18 protein-coding genes are annotated in these 18,849 nt (G+C 70.3%); 7 read left to right on the top strand and 11 right to left on the bottom strand.

Going from position 1 to position 18,849, the window contains the following annotated elements:
- Positions 1-4 precede the first annotated feature (4 nt).
- Entirely contained in the window at positions 5-625 is a 621-nt protein-coding gene (locus FKO37_RS17255) for a DsbA family protein (protein ID WP_037814050.1), read from the bottom strand.
- Between the two features lie 176 nt (positions 626-801).
- On the opposite strand from FKO37_RS17255, the gene pepN reads away from it, so the two are divergent.
- Entirely contained in the window at positions 802-3,369 is a 2,568-nt protein-coding gene (gene pepN, locus FKO37_RS17250; protein WP_238605048.1) for an aminopeptidase N, read from the top strand.
- A 719-nt stretch (positions 3,370-4,088) separates the two neighbouring features.
- Here pepN and FKO37_RS17245 read toward each other — a convergent pair.
- From FKO37_RS17245 to FKO37_RS17235, 3 genes are all read right to left on the bottom strand, one after another.
- Complete coding sequence (locus tag FKO37_RS17245) at positions 4,089-4,571, bottom strand: DUF5130 family protein (protein ID WP_238605046.1); 483 nt, start codon at positions 4,569-4,571, stop codon at positions 4,089-4,091.
- The gene (locus FKO37_RS17240; protein WP_037814055.1) at positions 4,558-4,812 is read right to left on the bottom strand and encodes a hypothetical protein; all 255 of its coding nucleotides are present in this window, start codon (positions 4,810-4,812) and stop codon (positions 4,558-4,560) included. The genes FKO37_RS17245 and FKO37_RS17240 overlap by 14 nt, the downstream gene beginning before the upstream one ends.
- 309 nt (positions 4,813-5,121) lie before the next feature.
- Positions 5,122-5,295: a hypothetical protein gene (locus FKO37_RS17235; RefSeq protein WP_235146640.1), complete on the bottom strand. Its 174-nt coding sequence runs from the start codon at positions 5,293-5,295 to the stop codon at positions 5,122-5,124.
- A gap of 55 nt (positions 5,296-5,350) precedes the next feature.
- Here FKO37_RS17235 and FKO37_RS17230 point away from each other — a divergent pair, with 55 nt between their 5' ends.
- Entirely contained in the window at positions 5,351-5,596 is a 246-nt protein-coding gene (locus tag FKO37_RS17230; protein WP_238605045.1) for a hypothetical protein, read from the top strand.
- Between the two features lie 100 nt (positions 5,597-5,696).
- Here FKO37_RS17230 and FKO37_RS47770 read toward each other — a convergent pair whose 3' ends face one another.
- Positions 5,697-6,149, bottom strand: a complete 453-nt coding sequence (locus FKO37_RS47770; RefSeq protein WP_050788293.1) for an HNH endonuclease — start codon at positions 6,147-6,149, stop codon at positions 5,697-5,699.
- Between the two features lie 410 nt (positions 6,150-6,559).
- On the opposite strand from FKO37_RS47770, the gene FKO37_RS17220 reads away from it, so the two are divergent.
- From FKO37_RS17220 to FKO37_RS17210, 3 genes are read left to right on the top strand one after another with little or no spacing between them, the layout of a single operon-like run.
- Positions 6,560-7,561: a mechanosensitive ion channel family protein gene (locus FKO37_RS17220; protein WP_051729014.1), complete on the top strand. Its 1,002-nt coding sequence runs from the start codon at positions 6,560-6,562 to the stop codon at positions 7,559-7,561.
- Between the two features lie 28 nt (positions 7,562-7,589).
- Entirely contained in the window at positions 7,590-7,979 is a 390-nt protein-coding gene (locus FKO37_RS17215) for a globin (protein ID WP_369806064.1), read from the top strand.
- Complete coding sequence (locus tag FKO37_RS17210) at positions 7,979-9,568, top strand: glycoside hydrolase family 13 protein (RefSeq protein ID WP_051729015.1); 1,590 nt, start codon at positions 7,979-7,981, stop codon at positions 9,566-9,568. The genes FKO37_RS17215 and FKO37_RS17210 overlap by 1 nt, the downstream gene beginning before the upstream one ends.
- Before the next feature lie 28 nt (positions 9,569-9,596).
- Here the strand turns inward: FKO37_RS17210 and FKO37_RS17205 are convergent, their stop codons facing one another.
- Positions 9,597-9,785 (bottom strand): hypothetical protein, encoded by a 189-nt coding sequence (locus tag FKO37_RS17205; protein WP_009081303.1) that lies wholly within the window; start codon positions 9,783-9,785, stop codon positions 9,597-9,599.
- 387 nt (positions 9,786-10,172) lie between these two features.
- Between FKO37_RS17205 and FKO37_RS17200 the strand changes: the two genes are divergently transcribed.
- Positions 10,173-10,376 carry a cold-shock protein gene (locus FKO37_RS17200; protein WP_037814060.1) on the top strand — a complete coding sequence of 68 codons (204 nt, stop codon included), beginning with the start codon at positions 10,173-10,175 and terminating at the stop codon, positions 10,374-10,376.
- A gap of 390 nt (positions 10,377-10,766) precedes the next feature.
- Positions 10,767-11,663 carry a fatty acid desaturase gene (locus tag FKO37_RS17195; RefSeq protein ID WP_238605043.1) on the top strand — a complete coding sequence of 299 codons (897 nt, stop codon included), beginning with the start codon at positions 10,767-10,769 and terminating at the stop codon, positions 11,661-11,663.
- An 83-nt stretch (positions 11,664-11,746) separates the two neighbouring features.
- Here FKO37_RS17195 and FKO37_RS17190 read toward each other — a convergent pair whose 3' ends face one another.
- The 5 genes from FKO37_RS17190 to FKO37_RS17170 all read right to left on the bottom strand — a co-directional run bounded on the left by FKO37_RS17190 (position 11,747) and on the right by FKO37_RS17170 (position 18,800).
- Positions 11,747-12,193 (bottom strand): DUF6292 family protein, encoded by a 447-nt coding sequence (locus FKO37_RS17190; protein ID WP_199817689.1) that lies wholly within the window; start codon positions 12,191-12,193, stop codon positions 11,747-11,749.
- Between the two features lie 274 nt (positions 12,194-12,467).
- Positions 12,468-12,725: a hypothetical protein gene (locus FKO37_RS17185; RefSeq protein ID WP_037814249.1), complete on the bottom strand. Its 258-nt coding sequence runs from the start codon at positions 12,723-12,725 to the stop codon at positions 12,468-12,470.
- 45 nt (positions 12,726-12,770) lie between these two features.
- Positions 12,771-13,406, bottom strand: coding sequence for a hypothetical protein (locus tag FKO37_RS17180; RefSeq protein WP_037814065.1), 636 nt, complete (start codon positions 13,404-13,406; stop codon positions 12,771-12,773).
- Positions 13,399-13,821, bottom strand: coding sequence for a thioesterase family protein (locus tag FKO37_RS17175; protein ID WP_037814068.1), 423 nt, complete (start codon positions 13,819-13,821; stop codon positions 13,399-13,401). Before FKO37_RS17175 ends, FKO37_RS17180 begins: the two co-directional genes overlap by 8 nt.
- The gene (locus FKO37_RS17170; RefSeq protein ID WP_134729560.1) at positions 13,818-18,800 is read right to left on the bottom strand and encodes an NAD-glutamate dehydrogenase; all 4,983 of its coding nucleotides are present in this window, start codon (positions 18,798-18,800) and stop codon (positions 13,818-13,820) included. The genes FKO37_RS17175 and FKO37_RS17170 overlap by 4 nt, the downstream gene beginning before the upstream one ends.
- Between the last annotated feature and the right edge of the window lie 49 nt (positions 18,801-18,849).

Genomic DNA, 18,849 nt, shown 5'->3' with positions numbered 1-18,849 from the left:
CGCGTCAGTCGAAGTTCAGGTCCCCGGTCCGGGTGCGCTTGAGCTCGAAGAAGTCCGGGTAGCTCGCCAGCGCGACCGCGCCGTCGAACACCTTCAGCGCGTCCTCGCCGCGCGGGATCGACGACAGCACCGGGCCGAAGAACGCGCTCCCGTTGACGTGGATGGTCGGCGTGCCGACGTCCATGCCGACCGGGTCCATGCCCTCGTGGTGGCTCTTGCGCAGTGCCTCGTCGTATTCGGTCGATTCGCCCGCCTCGGCGAGTTCGGCGGGCGCGCCGATCGCGGCCAGCGCCTCCTTGATGACGAGCTTGCGGTCCTCGTTGTGCTGGTTGTGGTAGCGGGTGCCGAACTCGGTGTAGAAGTCGCGCACGGCTTCCTGCCCCTGGGTCTGCGCCAGCGCGGTCGCGACGCGGACCGGAGCCCAGCCCTCGCTCAGCAGCTCCTTGTACCGCTCGGGCAGGTCTTCGCGGCCTTCGTTCAGCACCGACAGGCTCATCACCCGGAAGGTCAGGTCCAGCTCGCGGTGCTTCTCGACTTCCAGGATCCACCGCGACGAGATCCACGCGAACGGGCAGATCGGGTCGAAGTAGAAGTCCACCGTGGTGGGCTGGGACGAGTCAGTCATTTTTCACGGGCTCCTCGGCGAGGCTGCTCCCCGGCGCGCGCCGGGGACGGGGCCAACCCCCGCACTGCGAGCCAACGCGGCGGCCCCTCCGCATTGTTCCCTGGTCGCCCCTTCCCTGCCCGTCATGATTGGATGCTGAACGTCGTGCCCACCGGATCCGAAGACCAGAGGTGCCCGTGCCCGCCCCCAACCTGACGCGTGACGAAGCCAAGCAGCGCTCCGGCCTGCTGGACGTGTCGTCCTACGACATCGAGCTGGACCTGACCGACGGCAGCGGCCGTCCCGGGGAGAAGACGTTCCGCTCGACCACCACGGTGCGGTTCTCCAGCAGCCGTCCCGGCGAAGCGTCGTGGATCGACCTCGTCGCCGAAGGCGTCCGCTCCGCCGTGCTGAACGGCACTGAGCTCGACGTCAGCGGCTACGCCGAGGAAAAGGGCATCGCGCTGCCCGGCCTTGCCGCGGAGAACGAACTCGTCGTCACCGCGGACTGCCGCTACATGAACACCGGCGAGGGCCTGCACCGGTTCGTCGACCCGGTCGACGACGGCGTCTACCTCTACACCCAGTTCGAGACCGCCGACGCGAAGCGCATGTTCGCCTGCTTCGACCAGCCGGACCTCAAGTCCGTCTACCGGCTCGCGGTGCACGCCCCGCGCGACTGGAAGGTCGTGTCCAACGCGCTCGTCGAAAGCGCCGAGGACACCGAAGACGGCGCGCGCCGCACGCAGTTCGCCGAATCCGAGCGCATTTCCACCTATCTGGTGGCGCTCGTCGCCGGCCCGTACGCGGAGTGGACCGACGAGTTCCGCGACGAGCACCGCACCATCCCGCTCGGCATCTACTGCCGCGCGTCGCTCGCCGAGCACATGGACGCCGAGCGGCTGTTCGTCGAAACCAAACAGGGTTTCGCGTTCTACCACGAGAAATTCGGCACCCCGTACCCGTTCTCCAAGTACGACCAGCTGTTCGTGCCGGAGTTCAACGCGGGCGCGATGGAAAACGCCGGCGCGGTCACCTTCCTCGAGGACTACGTCTTCCGCAGCCGCGTCACCCGCTACGCCTACGAGCGCCGCGCCGAGACGCTGCTGCACGAGATGGCGCACATGTGGTTCGGCGACCTGGTCACCATGCGCTGGTGGGACGACCTGTGGCTGAACGAGTCGTTCGCGACCTTCGCGAGCGTGTTCGCCCAGGCCGAGGCGACCGAGTACAAGAACGCCTGGACCAGCTTCGCGAACATCGAGAAGTCCTGGGCCTACCGCCAGGACCAGCTGCCCTCGACGCACCCGATCGCGGCCGACATCGTCGACCTGCACGCGGTCGAGGTCAACTTCGACGGCATCACCTATGCCAAGGGCGCGAGCGTGCTGAAGCAGCTGGTGTCCTACGTGGGCATCGAGCACTTCCTCGACGGCCTCAAGGTGTACTTCGGCAAGCACGCGTGGGGCAACGCCACGCTCGCCGACCTGCTGGCGGCGCTGGAGGAAGCGTCCGGCCGCGACCTGTCGTGGTGGAGCGCGGAATGGCTGGAGACCACCGGCCTCAACTCGCTCAGCCCGCGCTACGAGATCGCGCCCGACGGCACCTTCGCGTCGTTCGCCGTCGTGCAGACCGGCGCGAAGCCGGGTGCCGGGGAACTGCGTACGCACCGCGTTGCGGTCGGCGTGTACGACGAGGACAGCGACGGCAAGATCGTCCGCACCCGCCGCGTCGAACTGGACGTCACCGGCGAGCGCACCGAGGTCCCGGACCTGGTCGGCCAGGCCGCGGGCAAGCTCGTGCTGGTCAACGACGACGACCTGACCTACTGCCGGATGCGGCTCGACCCTGCGTCGCTGACCACGCTGATCGACCGGATCGGCGACATCACCGAATCGCTGCCGCGCACGCTGTGCTGGTCGGCCGCGTGGGAGATGACGCGCGAGGCCGAACTGAAGGCCCGCGACTTCGTGACGCTCGTGGCGCGCGGGATTCACGCCGAGAGCGAGGTCGGCGTGGTGCAGCGGTTGCTGCTGCAGGCGCAGACGGCGCTCAACTCTTATGCGGACCAGAAGTGGGCCGCGGCGGAGGGGTGGCCCGCCTTCAGCGGCCGGTTGCTGGAGCTGGCCCGGACCGCGGAGGCTGGGTCGGATCATCAGCTGGCGTTTGTGAACTCGCTGGCCGGCGGGGTGTTGAGCGAGGACATTCTCGCGGAAATCGCCGGGTGGCTGGACGGGTCCGCGCCGTTGCCGGGTCTCACTGTCGACACCGATTTGCGGTGGCGGTTGCTGCAGGCGCTGGTGGCGCACGGCAAGGCTGGTGCGGACGAGATCAATGCCGAGCAGGCGCGGGACGACACTGCGGCTGGGCGGCGGCATGCTGAGCGGTCTCGGGCGTTGCAGCCTACTGCTGAGGCTAAGGCGGATACTTGGCAGCGGGCTATTTACGACGACGAGATTCCTAATGCGGTTTCTGACGCGTTGATTTCCGGGTTCTCGCATCCGGGGCAGAAGCATTTGCTCGGGGATTATATTGAGCGGTACTTCGAGGTTATTGACGATGTCTGGGCTCGGCGGTCCAGTGAGCGGGCGCAGCCGACGGCGATTGGGTTGTATCCGTCTTGGGCGGTTGAGCCTGCGACGGTGAATGCTTCGGATGAGTGGCTTGCAGGGGATCATCCGGCGGCGTTGCGGCGGCTTGTTTCCGAGGGGCGTGCTGGGATTGTCCGGGCGTTGGCTGCTCGGGATTTTGACAGTCAGGTCTGACTTCTCGTCGCCTGGCGGCGACATCGGCTTTTGGTTGCGTGGGGCACCCCGAAGCTTGATTGTGCTGACGGTTCGGGGGTGCTTGTCAAGGCGGGAAAGATGCCTTGACAAGCACCCCCGAACCGCAGATGCGCTTCGTATCGGGGTGCGGGGGAGGGGCTGGGCGCCTCGCTCGTTGGGTGCATCAGCTGCGGTAGAGAGGCTGGGTGCCTCGATGGTTGGGTGCGCCGGTGCGGCTGGGTTCGCGGTTTGGGGCTAGTGGCGGTGGGGTTCACGGTGTGCGGCTAGCGCCCCAAAGTGGCATTGGGTGCGTCAGATGCACCCAATGTGGCGTTCGGTGCGTGGGATGCACCCAATGTGGCGTTGGGTGCGTTCCGGCGGCAGGTGCGATTGAGCTCGTGGGGATTGGGGCGTGCGCCCCAAAGTGGCATTGGGTGCGTCTGACGCACCCAATGTGGCGTTCGGTGCGTCCCATGCACCCAATGCGGCATTGGGGCGGCATCCGGCGGCTGGCGAGCTGGGCAGGCGGCCCGTGAAGGGCTCCTTGAGGGAATCCAAGTCCGTGAAGGAGGCCCTCACGCACGGGTGGCGGGTCGTGAGGGGAACCCTGGGGGAATCAGAGTCAATGAGGGTGGCCCTCACGAACGGCGGCACCGCCGGAGGGCAGAACGTAAAAGAGCCGTCCCGCTGAGTGCGGGACGGCTCTGGTGTGGGATGTATCAGTGCTTCGGCGCGGGGCCAGCTTGGTCGCTCAGCATGCGCAGGGCATTGACCAGACCGCCGGTCAGGTCGCCTTCCTTGAAGGACGCCACCATGCTCGCCACGGCCAGGTTCGCGCCTCGGTCGGGGAGGCGGGAGTGGGCGCGCTCGCCGGTGACGATCTCGATCGCGCGCTGGGCGGGGGAAACGCCGAGCAGCACCGCGTTCGTCGGGTCGTCGGTGGCGGCGTGCAGCTTTTCCGCGCCGACCCGGGTGTCTTCGCCCAGGTCGCCCAGGTAGATGCTGAAGTCGAGGCCCGTTTCGCGCGTCGCGAAGGTGAGGGCCTCGTCCAGGCGGGCGAGCTGCTGCACCGTGAACGGGCTCGTCGGGGCTGCGGGCTCGTACATTTTCGCTGCGGACAGCCTGCCGCTGTTGGTGATGACCTCGCCGAAGGCCAGGTCCTTCTCCGCGACCGCGGTCTGGGTCACTTCACCACTTGCCACGAGCGCCTCCTGCGGCCGTCGAAGCGCCCGCGGGCGCCGCATTCACGTCAACCGCCGGGCCGTGGCCGGCTCCTACGCCGTCCGGGTTGGCGGTCCACCACATAGCGGGGTACTCCCACGGCTGCCCCGGCCGGTACCGCGGCGTCCCCGAGAACTTCTTCCGCAAGGTCGCGGCGCCGACCACGAAGTAAATGGCCCCGGGGATGACCGCGTAGACCAGGATCGTCTCGACAACGTTCACGCCGGTGAGCGTATCGGATGCCTCCGACAGCCACCGCGCGACACCGGCGACCGGGGGCGACCGTTCGTCGCCGCCGAGGCGCCGTCCGCCGCTTGGCCCGCGTCCGCTGGAACGTTGGGGCGAAAGGCTGCGGGCCGAAAGATGGCAACTCGCCGTACAGGCGGCCGTACCGGGCGATAGCGGCTTGTCCGAACCTTGAAATCCTCGTAGCTTTTTCACCTGTACGGGCCTTGTGCCCGCCTCCCCAGCCCCAGCCCGTCACGCACCGGTCCCAGGAGGACACCTCATGCAGAGCGTCCAGCCCCCCGCTCAGGCGATCACCGAGACCATTTCGTCACCCAGCGAGACCGGATTCGTGCCCGGAACGCGGGTCACGTCCGGCACCAGGGTTACGCGCGGCACTCGGGTCACCCGCGGAACCCGGGTCACCGCGGGCACTCGCGTGACAATGGGTACCCGGGTCACCATGGGAACTCGAGTCACCAGGGGCACCCGCGTTACGCGCGGGACCCGAGTCACGGCCGGAACTCGCGTCACGATGGGAACCCGCGTTACGCGCGGGACCCGAGTCACGGCCGGCACTCGCGTCACGGCGGGCACCCGCGTCACCTGCGGCACGCGCGTCACGATGGGCACGCGCGTCACCCGCGGCACCCGGGTCACCGCCGGAACCCGCGTCACCATGGGCACGCGCGTCACCCGCGGCACCCGCGTCACGCGCGGCACCCGGGTCACGATGGGCACGCGCGTCACCTGCCAGGCCGACTACAGCCTCGCCGCCTGAGCACCGCCAGCACCGGAACAGGGACGTCGAGCACGGTCCATCGGCTCGCCCCGGCCGCCGCACAGGCAGCCGGGGCGCCGGCGTGTCCGGGAACGGGCGGCTAGGCCGCCGACCCGAGATACGGCCGCCACAGCGGATCGGCCTCTTTGGAATGCGCCAGCAGCCGCCAGTGCGGGCCGTGCGGGGCGCGCGGCACCACGCGCAGCCGCCAGCCGATCTCCGACAGGAGCCGGTCGGCCTTGCGGTGGTTGCACTTCGCGCAGCAGGCGACGCAGTTGGTCCAGCTGTGCGGACCTCCCTTGCTGCGCGGGACGACGTGGTCGATAGTCTCCGCGCGGCCGCCGCAGTAGGCGCAGCGGTGCCGGTCGCGGTGCATCAGCCCGGCCCGGGTGAGCGGCACCTGCGCCCGATACGGCACCCGCACGTACGTGCTGAGCCGGATCACCGAGGGAACGGGCAGCGACACCGTCGCGGCGTGCAGTTCGACGCCGCCCGGATCGCCGTGGACGACCTCCGCCTTGCCGCACATGACGAGCACCACCGCGCGCCGCATGGGCACCGCGGTCAGCGGCTCGAAAGTGGCGTTGAGCAGGAGGACCCGGCGCCGCCCCCACGCCGGGGCGACCGGATCGCGGGCTCTACGCTGTCCGGGCGGACGGGATGCTCCCCCTGGACGGGTCCCCGGCCCGGACGGGACGGAGCCGCCGGATGCGGACCCTCCCGGGCAGGCACGCAGGATCGCCTCCGGCGGCAGCTCGGCCATGGCTTGGCCGGCGCCGCCGAGGGGGACGGGTTGTCGGTCTGGCACTCGACCACCTCCACCGGTGCAGGCATAGTCGACCACACATCAGGGCCCCGGCGCACGCGTGTTCTGTGACGTGTCACATACCCGCGACCCGGCGGCCACTCGCCGGCCGCCTGTGCGCCGCCGGGACAAGCAACGAGAAAGGACTAGCTCAGCCAGTGAATGCCGTGCTCAGCGCTCCGCCCAGCTGCATCTCCGAGACCGGGTCGTGGTGCGCCCAGGTCTATTCGGTCACGCACAACGAGTGGCTCGCCGCGTCGGCGGGCTGGCTCGTCACCAAGCCGCTGAAGATCATCATGATCCTCGTCATCGCGTTCGTGGTGCGCTATCTCACCAAGCGGCTGATCGAACGGGTCACCACGCTCCCGGCCTCGGGCAGCAACGGCAAGATCCCGTCGCTGTTGAGACCGCTGCGCGAACGGGCGCCGGAGATGCTCGGCACCGCCGTGGTGGAACGCCGCAGGCAGCGCGCCAAGACCATCGGCTCGGTGCTGAAGTCGATGGCGACGTTCCTGATCTACGGCCTCGCGTTCATCCTCGTGCTGGGCGAACTGGGCATCGACCTGGCCCCGATCATCGCCTCGGCCGGCATCGTCGGCGTCGCGCTCGGGTTCGGCGCGCAGAACCTGGTCAAGGACTTCCTTTCCGGGATGTTCATGATGATCGAGGACCAGTACGGCGTCGGCGACGTCGTGGACATCGGCGAGGCGACCGGGACCGTCGAGGCGGTCGGCCTGCGCATCACCACGCTGCGCGACCTGAAGGGCACCGTCTGGTACGTCCGCAACGGCGAGGTGCTGCGCGTCGGCAACTCGAGCCAGGGCTTCGCCTACGCCGTGGTGGACGTCCCGCTGAGCTACTCCGCGGACGTCGACAAGGCCACCGAGGTGCTCAGCGGCGCCGCCACGAAGGCGGTCGAATCCGACGCGCTCTCGGCGAACGTGCTCGAGCCGCCGGAGATGCTCGGCGTCGAACAGGTCACGCCCGAGGGAATCGTGTTGCGCCTGACGGTCAAGGTGCGACCGGGCAAGCAGTGGGCGGTGCAGCGGAAGCTGCGCGGGCAGTTGCTCGGCGCGCTGGAGGAGGCTGGTTTCGAACCGCCGCTCGGCCGGTTGCTGTCGTCCATGCAGGACAAGCAGTCGGGCGCGCCGCGCAGCTGAGGCAGGGCAAGATGGAGGTGTGTCGACTGTGAGCGAGCCGGAACCGGCGAACCTGTACGAGGCGGTGGGCGGCGAACCGACCTTCCGCCGGATCATCAAGCGGTTCTACGAGGAAGTGGCCCGCGACGAGGTGCTGCGCCCGCTCTACCCGGAGGAGGACCTCGGCCCGGCGGAGGAGCGGTTCCGGCTGTTCCTCATCCAGTACTGGGGCGGTCCGCACACCTACTCCGACCAGCGAGGCCACCCGCGGCTGCGGATGCGGCACGCGCCGTTCAAGATCGGCCCGATCGAGCGCGACGCGTGGCTGCGCTGCATCCGGATCGCGATCGACGAGGAGAACCTGCCCGAGCCGTACCTCAGCCAGCTGTGGGCGTACCTGGAAATGGCCGCGCACAGCATGATGAACAGCTTCGTCTGATGAGACGCAAGGTCGCGGGACGGCGGCCGGACCGCCTTCCGCGGCCGTCGTGGTGGTCGGACGCGGTGTTCTACGAGATCTACGTGCGGTCGTTCGCCGATTCGGGCGAGGACGGCATCGGCGATCTCGAGGGCATCCGCAGCAAGCTCGGCTACCTGGAGCTGCTGGGCGTCGACGCGCTGTGGCTGACGCCGTTCTACCCCTCGCCGATGGCCGACCACGGCTACGACGTCGCGGACCCGCGCGGCGTCGACCCGATGTTCGGCACCCTCGGCGACTTCGACGTGCTGCTCACCGAGGCGCACCGGCGCGGCATCCGGGTCACCGTGGACGTCGTGCCGAACCACACGAGCAACCGGCACGCCTGGTTCAAGTCCGCGCTGGCCGCCGGGCCGGGCAGCCCGGAGCGGGAGCGCTACCACTTCCGCGACGGCCGCGGTCCCGGCGGCGCGGAGCCGCCCAACAACTGGATCAGCGTGTTCGGCGGCCCGGCGTGGACGCGGGTGCCGGACGGGCAGTGGTACCTGCACCTGTTCGCGCCGCAGCAGCCGGACCTGAACTGGGCCAATCCGGACGTCCGCGCCGATCTGGAGCGCACCCTGCGGTTCTGGCTCGACCGGGGCGTGGACGGCTTCCGGATCGACGTCGCGCACGGGATGGCCAAACCCGCCGGGCTGCCCGACATGGACCCGGACACGCCCGCGCACGGCGGCGGCGTGCTGGGCGACCCGCGCTTCGACGACGACGGCGTGCACGAGGTGCACCAGCTGATCCGCAAGGTGCTCGACGAGTACCCGGACGCGATGGCGGTCGGCGAGATCTGGGTGCAGGACGAGGAGCGGCTGGCCCGCTACCTGCGGCCGGACGAACTTCACCTGGCGTTCAACTTCCGCCTGGTGCTCACCCATTTCGACGCGGACGCCGTGCGCACGTCGATCGAGCGCTCGCTGGCGGTGCCGCGTTCGGCGGGCGCACCGGCGACCTGGACGCTGTCCAACCACGACGTCTGGCGCGCGGCCAGCCGTTACGGAGGCGGCGCGGCCGGGGTCCGCCGGGCGCGCGCGATGGCGCTGGTGGAACTCGCCCTGCCCGGTGCGGTCTACCTGTACCAGGGCGAAGAGCTGGGCCTGCCGAACGCCGACCTGCCGCTGGAGGCGATGACCGACCCGCGCGCCCGCTCACAGGGCCCGGAATTCAGCCGCGACGGCGAACGCGTGCCGCTGCCGTGGGAGGGCACGCTCCCGCCGTACGGGTTCTCGCGCACCGCGCAGACCTGGCTGCCGATGCCCGCGGACTGGGCGTCGCTGACCGTGGAACGGCAGCTCGAGGATCCGGAATCGACGCTGTCGCTGTACCGGCGCGCGGTGGAGCTGCGGAAACATCACCCGGCGTTCCGCGGCGGCGACGAACTGCAGTGGTTCGGCGCGCCTGCGGGCTGTTTCGCGTTCCGCCGCGGGCGGGGCGGGCTGATCTGCGCGCTGAACACCTCGGCCAGCTCGATCGCCCTGCCGCCGGGAGAGGTGCTGCTCACCAGCAGCCCGCTGATCGACGGCAGACTCGCCCCGGATTCAGCCGCCTGGCTCGGATAGCCCAAGCCCGGCGGCCGCCCCGGTCAGGTCAGACGCGAGCACCCGCCTCCAGACCGAGCATCGCGAGCAATCCCCGCAGGTCATCGACATCGTGCGCGTGCCCCGCGACGGTGCGGGCGGCGTGCTCCTGCTGGACGCGCAGGTCCTGTTCGGCGGACACCCGGGCACGGGCGAATTCACTGGTTTCGGCGGACAGCGGACGTCGTTCCGAGCGCATGTCGCTCCTCGTCGAGGTGGAAGGGGCCACCGGCGGCACCGCGGGGGCGGGCCCGCCGGGGACGACGCCGGCTCGAACGCCGGCGCACGATGAGACTTCTCGACGGTGCTGACGCTACTCCCCGCCTCCGACCTGCCCGCGAGCCGTCCCCGCCGCGCGCGTCGCGACGTCCACAGTGGACCCTTCGGGCGACGGCCCTGGTGAGACCGGCCCGGGCGTGCTTTACTGAAGACGGTCGTGTTTTGTGTTCGTGCGGTGGGTACGTCCCGCAGCCACGCTCGCAAGATGTAGCGGGCGTGGTGTTTCTCTTTTCGGAAGGCACACCGTCGGTTGCCAGGCCCGGATGCCGAGGTGGCATCTGTTGTGAGTCCGATGGAGATCGTTTTTATGACGCAAGGCACCGTGAAGTGGTTCAACGCCGAAAAGGGCTTCGGGTTCATCAGCCCGGACGACGGCAGCGCCGACGTCTTCGTGCACTACTCCGAGATCCAGGGCAACGGGTTCCGCAGCCTTGAGGAGAACGCGCGCGTGGAGTTCGAGGTCGGCCAGGGCCAGAAGGGCCCGCAGGCCACTGGCGTTCGCGCCATCTGAGTTTCCCCGGTGTTTCCCCTGGTGCGGAAGGCTTTCCGCACCAGGGGACCCGCGCCGAAGCGGACTTTTCCGCCCACGGCAGCCGAAACAGCTCGGCACCCCGGTGCGGCCCGGTGAGTTTTCCCGGCCGCACAAGGTCTTCCGCGTTCCGGGAACCCGGACGCGAGATCACCCGTTGACCAGGGCAGGTCGCGACTGGCCTTACGGCCCTCCCCTGCCTGGCCAGTACGCAACGCACGGCGCACCCCCGAGGCGGCCCCCTTCCGCCTGGTCCGCGCCGCGGCATCGGCCTCGGCCCCGCAGAGCGCGGCGGCCGGACCAGCTCGAGTAGGAGCGTTACCCATCGACACCCAGAGCACCCTCCAGCGCCCCCCGAAATCACCGCAGCCCATGCTCGCCGGCCAAAAATCCGGCACCGAGGCTTTCCTGGTGAAGCTCTTCGCCGTCATCCCCCTCCTCGCCGTCGCCGTCGCGGTGCCGCTGGCCTGGGGCTGGGGGCTGAGCTGGCTCGACATCGGCCTCGCCGCCGCGTTCTACTGCGTCAGCGGCCTCGGCATCACCGTCGGCTTCCACCGGTACTTCACCCACGGCGCGTTCCGCGCCCGCCGCGGGCTGCGGATCGCGCTCGCCGTCGCGGGCAGCATGGCCATGCAGGGACCGGTGATCGACTGGGTCGCCGACCACCGCCGCCACCACGCCTACTCCGACCGCGACGGCGACCCGCATTCGCCGTGGCGCTTCGGCACGTCGCCCGCCGCGCTCGCGAAGGGCTTCTGGCACGCGCACATGGGCTGGCTGTTCGGCCGCGACCGGACCAACCCGCGCCGGTTCGCCCCCGACCTGCTCGACGACGCCGACCTGAAGCGGATCGACCGGCTCTTCCCGGTGCTGACCGTCGCGACGCTGCTGGGGCCCGCGCTGCTGGGCGGGCTCATCACGATGACCTGGTGGGGCGCGCTCACCGCGTTCTTCTGGGCCGGGCTGGTCCGGGTCGCCGCGCTGCACCACGTGACCTGGTCGGTCAACTCGCTGTGCCACCTGATCGGCGAGCGCCCGTTCGAGGCGCGCGACCGGTCGGCGAACTTCTGGCCGCTGGCGATCGCGTCCTTCGGCGAGTCCTGGCACAACTCCCACCACGCCGACCCGACCGGGGCCCGGCACGGCGTCGGCCGCGGCCAGCTCGACATCTCCGCGCGGCTGATCTGGATGTTCGAGAAGTTCCGCTGGGCCTCGCACGTGCGCTGGCCCCGGCCCGAACGCCTCGCCCGCAAGCTCAAGGCCGCCTGAGCGTCCCGTCTCTTGTGGTCCGTGAGGGGAACCCGGACGGATCCGATTCCCTCACGGACCGCTGATCTCGCGTCGCGGGCCAGTCAGGACCTGCGGACTCGCTCTTCGAGCCGGGTCCGCAGGTCGCCGTGGCTGGACACCGCCAGCACCGGTCCCGGCTTCCCGGCCGTTTCGGCCGAGCTCACGACCTCCGCGACGAACCGCCGCACCCGTTCCGGCGCGGGCGTGACGTCGCCGCCCAGCTGGGCCACCGGCTGCGGGGATTCGGCGGGCGTCGTCTCCACCGCCACCGACCAGCCCTGCCGCATGGTCCACAACAGCATCAGATCCCGGCCGGGGAAACGCGGGGACCGGCCGCTCAGCGCGACGTACGCGGTGATCGTGTCGGTGACCTCGCACGACGTGCACTCCACCGACACTCCGACCGCGGCGGCGACCTCGCGCACGTACGCGGCCAGCGCCTGCCGCAGGACCTGCGGATCGTCGGCGGTGGGCAGGGACATCGGGCGTTCCGGACCGGACAGGAGCATGGGTCTCCTCTTCCGCCGCCGCTTCCGCTTCGCGCAGCAAGCGAACCGGGGTTTCGCCTCGCGCGAAGGCCGGCGGTCGCGATGATCGGGGTCGCACCGGATCGGGCATCCGGCAGCTGGACCGGACTCCGACTCTACCCGCTGGGACAAGCCCGCAGCCGAGATCAACCCGTCTGGCCGCCGCGGAAATCGCTCGATCGGCCGCGTCCGCAGGCGAAATCCTTGCTCGACGTGGCGATCCGCCCGGCACACTGTCCACTGAGGACAGCCGGGTTCAGCCCGATTGGCCGCCGAAATCGCCGCCGTCGGCCGACTCCGCGATCGACGTCGCCACCCACGCGGCGAACAACCCCGCCTGGACGTACGGCGCGGCCTCGCCGACCGCGCGCACCACCGACCGCGCACGCCCTGGCGCGGGTTCGGCTTCCGGCGCGGGATCGGCGTCCGCGGGCCGGTCGGTGCGCCACGGCGTCTCCTCGGGCCGGACCTCGGCGAGGAAGTCCGCGGTCGGGTCGCCGTCCGGTTCGGTCATGCGGTTCACGATGACATCGCCGGACGGCTCCCGCCAGCAGAATCGTCAGAACAGCAGCGGCAGCAACGCTTGGCGCCGCTTCAGCACCGCACCGTAACGGGCGTCGAGGCGCAGCCACGAATCAGTCGCGGTCACCCGAACCACGTCGCCGTCGATCGACGAATCGAACAGCCCCATCCCGGACAGCGCGAACAGGCACCGCATCTGGACCTTGACCTCGAGGTCTCCCCCGGTGACGGTCAGCACCGCCTGGTCCATCAGCGAGGCGGGCGGCGTGCCGTGCGGCCCGGCGTTGTCGCGCGCGAGCGCGACGCCGCGGTCGGCCAGGTCCGACACCACGTCGACCGGCAGCTCGTCGACCTTCTGCCACCGGTCGGACACCGGCAGTTCGGCGTGCCACAGCAGGTCGCGCGCCGGGCCCGGGTCCATCACCTCGCCGCCCGCGACGGCGAGCGCCGCGAGCAGTTCGTTGCCGGACACCGTGACGTCCGCGGGCGTCACCGTCCCCGCCACCGCGCGGGTCGCGAGGACCTCGAACGGCGTGGCCGTCCACGCCTCGACGACGTCGTCGCCCCGGCGGCGCAGCCGGACGGCGGTCGTGCCGTCCAGCCGCACCGCGCGGGCCACGAACGCGCTGAGCGTCTCCCGGTCGCCCGGATCGGGAATCCGCAGCTCAGGCATCGGCCAGCACCCGCTTGAGGAATTCGGATTCCTCGTCGCTGAGCCGGCGCGGCCGGAGGTTGGCCGTGTCGTACGGGGCCAGCACGGTCTCGGCGGTGACCGCGACCGGATCGGTCGCGTCCGGACCGGTCCGCACGACGTACCCGAGCGTCACCGTCGAGGCCTTCAGCTCGGTGAGCGTGATCTCCACGCGCACCGAGCGGCCGGGCGCCGCGACGATCGGCGCGCGGTAATGCACCCCGAGCTTCACGACCACGACGCCCTTCGGCAGTTCGGTGAGCCCCGCGCGCTCGGCTTCGCCGAACAGCACGGGCACCCGGGCCTCTTCGAGCAGCGTCACCACGTTCGCGTGGTTGACGTGCCCGTACACGTCCATGTCCGACCATCGCGGCTGGACGTGGGAAACGAATGTCACCGCACCGTGCTCCGGATCTGGCGCGCGGCCACGGACAGCGTCGCGAGGTCGAGCCGCCCGGAACGGGTGATCTCGTCCAGCGCCACGCGCGCCCGCGAAAGCCGCGACGCGTTGGCCTTCTCCCATTGCTCGATCTGCTCGTCGACGGACAGGTCCTGGTCGCTGTGCCGCAGTGCGTCGAGTGCGATCGCGCGCAGGGAACCGTACACGTCGTCGCGCAGCGAGAGCCGGGCGAGGGCGTGCCAGCGGTTGCCGCGTTCCAGCGCGCTGATCTCGGTGAGCATCTTGTCGATGTCCAGGTGGTCCGACAGCGCGTAGTACAGCTCGGCGGTGTCCGCCGGGGTGTGCGTCGCGTCGAGCCCGACCTGCTGCTCGGCCAGCTCCGCCACCTCGACCACGTCGAGCAGGCCGTAGCTGTGCAGCAGCAGCGCCACCCGGCGGGCGAGATCGGCGGGCACGCCCTGGTCGACCAGCGCGGCCGCGTCCTGCTCCACCGACTCCAGCTCGCGTCCGCGCAGCAGCTCGCCGAGCTTCGGGCCGAGTTCTGCGAGCACCGGGCCGAACCGGTTGATCTCGGCCAGCGGCGCGAGCGGCTGCGGGCGGTTGGTGAGGAACCAGCGCGCGGCCCGGTCGAGCAGCCGCCGCGTCTCCAGCACCATCCCGTCCGCGACTTCGGTCGGCACCACGTTGTCCAGCGCGTCGATCTCGGCCCACAGCTTCGGCAGGTCGTAGACGTGCGTGACCACCGCGTACGCGCGCACCGCGTCGGTGGCGGTCGCGTTCATCTCCTCCATCAGGCGGTAGACGAACGAGATGCCGCCGCCGTCGACCAGCTCGTTGGTGATGAGCGTGGTGATGATCTGGCGGCGCAGCGGGTGCTGCGCGATCGCCGCGGCGAACCGCTCCCGCAGCGGGGCCGGGAAGTACTCCGGCAGCCTGCGGGTGAACACCTCGGACTCGGGCAGGTCGGAGGCGAGCAGCTCGTCCTTGAGGTCGAGCTTCACGTGCGCGAGCAGCGTCGCCAGCTCCGGCGAGGTCAGGCCCTCGCCCGCCTTCTCCAGCGCGCGGAACTGCGACGGGGTCGGCAGCGCCTCCAGCTTGCGGTCGAACGCGCCCTTCGCGACCAGCGCGGACACCTGCCGCGCGTGCACCGACACCATCGGCCCGGCGTGCGCCCGGCTGACGCCGAGCACCGCGTTCTGCCGGTAGTTGTCCGCGAGCACGAGCGAGCCGACCTCGTCGGTCATCTCGCCGAGCAGCTCGTTGCGCCGCGCGTGCTCCAGCTCGCCGCCGGCCACCAGGTGGTCCAGCAGGATCTTGATGTTGACTTCGTGGTCGGAGCAGTCGACGCCGGCCGAGTTGTCGAGCGCGTCGGTGTTGATCTTGCCGCCGGTGCGGGCGAATTCGATGCGGCCGAGCTGGGTCAGGCCCAGGTTGCCGCCCTCGCCGACGACCTTCACGCGCAGCTGGTTGCCGTTGACGCGGATCGCGTCGTTGGCCTTGTCGCCCGCCGCGGCCTGGCTTTCGCTCTCGGCCTTGACGTAGGTGCCGATGCCGCCGTTCCACAGCAGTTCGACCGGGGCCAGCAGGATCGCCTGGATCAGGTCCATCGGCGCGAGCTTCGTGACGCCCTCGTCGAGGCCGAGCGCCTCGCGGACCTGCGGGGTGATCGGGATGGTCTTGGCCGACCGGGGGTAGATCCCGCCGCCCTCGCTGATCAGCGAACGGTCGTAGTCGTCCCAGGAACTGCGCGGCAGGTCGAACAGCCGCCGCCGCTCCGCGTACGACGACGCGGCGTCCGGGTTCGGGTCGAGGAAGACGTGCATGTGGTTGAACGCCGCGACCAGCCGGATGTGCTCGGACAGCAGCATCCCGTTGCCGAAGACGTCGCCCATCATGTCGCCGATGCCGACGACCGTGAAGTCCTCGGTCTGGGTGTCCTTGCCCAGCTCGCGGAAGTGCCGCTTCACGCTTTCCCACGCGCCCTTGGCGGTGATGCCCATGGCCTTGTGGTCGTAGCCGACCGAACCGCCGGAGGCGAACGCGTCGCCGAGCCAGAAGCCGTACTGCGCCGAGACTTCGTTGGCGATGTCGGAGAACTTCGCGGTGCCCTTGTCCGCCGCGACGACCAGGTAGCTGTCGTCGGCGTCGTGGCGCACCACGTTCGGCGCGGGCACGGTCTCGCCCTCGACGCGGTTGTCGGTGAGGTCCAGCAGGCCGGAGATGAACATCCGGTAGCAGGAAATGCCCTCGGCGAGCTGGGCGTCGCGGTCGACCCCGGCGTCGCCGGTGGGCCGCGGCGGGCGCTTCACCACGAAGCCGCCCTTCGCGCCGACCGGCACGATCACCGCGTTCTTCACCGCCTGTGCCTTGACCAGGCCCAGGATCTCGGTGCGGAAGTCCTCCTGCCGGTCCGACCAGCGCAGGCCGCCGCGGGCGACCTCGCCGAACCGCAGGTGCACGCCCTCGACGCGCGGCGAGTACACGAAGATCTCGTACTTCGGGTGCGGCTCGGGCAGCTCCGGCACGCCGCTCGGGTCGAGCTTGAGCGCCAGGTACGGCCGCGGGTTCCCGTCGGCGTCGCGCACGTGGTAGTTCGTGCGCAGGGTCGCGTTGATGACCGCGAGCATCCGGCGCAGGATCCGGTCCTCGTCGAGGCTCGTGACCTCGTCGACCATCGAGGAGATCTCGGCGGTCAGCGATTCCTCGTGCGTCTTCCGGTCCACATCGGACAGTTGCGGGTCGCAGCGGGTTTCGAAGAGCCGCACCAGTTTCGTCGCGACCTCGGTGTGCTTGACGACCGTGTTCTGGATGTAGGACTGGGAGAACGGGCTGCGCGCCTGCTGCAGGTAACGCGAGTACGCCCGCAGCACCGCGGCCTGGCGCCAGGTGAGCCCGGCGCGCAGGACGAGCCCGTTGAGGCCGTCGACCTCGGCGTCGCCGCGCCACGCCGCGTGGAACGCGTCCTGGAACCGCTCGCGCACCTCGACCGCCGCCGCCTCGTCGGCTTCTTCGAGGCCCTTCTTGTCGACGCGCAGGCCGAAGTCGTAGATCCAGCTGGCCCCGCCGTCCTCGCGGAACAGCTCGTACGGCCGCTCGTCCACCACCTCGACGCCCATCGCCTGCAGCACCGGCAGCACCTTGGACAAGGTGACGCCCTCGCCGCGCAGGTAGAGCTTGAACCGCCGCTCGCCGGGTTCGGCGTCGGCGGGCAGGTAGAACGACAGCGCGAGGTCGCCCTCGTCCGCGAGGGTGTCGAGCTTGGCCAGGTCGGCCAGCGCGTCCTCGGCGGTGAAGTCTTCCTTGTACGCCTCGGGGAACACCGCGCCGAAGCGCTGGCCCCGGTCGACCGCGGACTCCTCGCCCATCATCCCGATCGGGCCGCCGTCGCCGACGCGCTCGCGCCGTTCGGCGATGATCGCCTCGACCAGCCGGTCGTCCCAGCTGCGGACAACGGTGTTCAGGCGTTCCTGGATCCGCAGCGTGTCCGGTTCGAGGGCGTTCGACGGGTCGGTGTGCACCATGAAGTGCACCTGCGCCAGCAGCGTTTCGCCGACGCGCGCGCTGTACTCCAGCTGCGTGCCTTCGAGTTCTTCCAGCAGCACTTCCTGCATCGCCAGCCGCGAGCGCGTGGTGTAGCGGTCGCGCGGGAGGTAGACGAGGCAGGAGTAGAAGCGGCCGTACGGGTCGCGGCGCAGGAACAGCCGCAGCCGGCGGCGGTCGGACAGGGTGATCGCGCCGGTGGTGGTGTAGAAGAGCGAATCGGTGTCCGCGGAGAACAGGTCCGCGCGCGGCCAGTTCTGCAGGACCTCCAGCATCCGCTGGCCGGAGAACGACTCCATCGGGAACCCGGCGCGGTGGATCACCTCGCGCACGCGCTGGCCGACCACCGGGATGTCGAGCACGTTCTCGTGCAGCGCGGTGGTGGTGAACATGCCGAGGAAGCGGTGCTCGCCGGAGACCTTGCCGTGCTCGTCGAACGTCTTCACGCCGACGTAATACGGATAAACCGGACGGTGCACCGTGCTCGGCGCGCTGGCCTGGGTGAGCACGAGCAGCGACGGCGCGAGCGCGTCGACCGAGCTGTCCGGGCCCGCGGTGAGGCTGCGCGCGGCGAGGCTGTCCTGGCGCAGCACGCCCAGCCCGGACGCGAGAACCGCGCGCAGGGCGGGCTCGTCGCTGTCCGGCTGCGGGCTGTCGACCAGCTCGTACTTGCGGTAGCCGAGGAAGGTGAAGTGGCCGTCGGCGAGCCAGCGCAGCAGGCGCGCGCCCTCGGTGACCTCGTCGTCGCTGGGCAGCTTCGGCGGGTGCTGCTCCAGCGTTTCCGCGAGCGAGCAGGCCGTCTGCGCCATCTTCTCGGCGTCCTCGACGACCTCGCGCACGTCGCCGAGCACCGACGTCAGCCGGTTGTCCAGCTCGCGCGCCCGCTGCGGGTCGGTGACGAGGTCGATCTCCACCAGCATCCACGATTCCGCGGACGCGCCAGCCGGCGGATCGGCCGGGTCGGCGTCGAGGTGCAGGCCCTCCAGCTCGCCGGTCAGGCCGCGGCTCACCACGACGATCGGGTGCACGATGCGCTGCACCTGCACGCCGTCGCGGGCGAACTCCGCGGTGACGCTGTCCACGAGGTAGGGCATGTCGTCGGTGACGACCTGCACGACGGTCGCGTCGCGCGTCCAGCCGTCCTCGGCGGTGGTCGGGTTCAGCAGCCGGACCGCCGGGCGCCCGGGCATGCGCTGTTTCGCCAGCTGCAGGTGCGAACGCACCGCGCCGACGAGCGCTACCGGATCGTCGCCGACGATCTCGTCGGCCGGGATGTGCCGGTAGTACAAGCGGATCAGGTCCGCGATCTCCGGCGCCTGCGCCGCGGCGGTGTCGATCAGCTCGTCCCGGATCTGCTCCGGGCTGGCTGTCGTGCGGCGGGCGGCGCCGGCTTCGGTGCCGACATCGGGCGGGGACGAAACTCCCGTCGAGCTCATTGAGCAACTCTCCAGTATGCGAGACCGAGATGCGTCCGTCACCACAACG

Origin of the sequence: Amycolatopsis sp. Poz14 (assembly GCF_006704225.1) — a bacterium.
GTDB classification, from domain to species: Bacteria; Actinomycetota; Actinomycetes; order Mycobacteriales; family Pseudonocardiaceae; genus Amycolatopsis; species Amycolatopsis nivea.
Note: the sequence above shows the minus strand (reverse complement) of the source record. Positions and strands in the feature narration are given on the sequence as shown.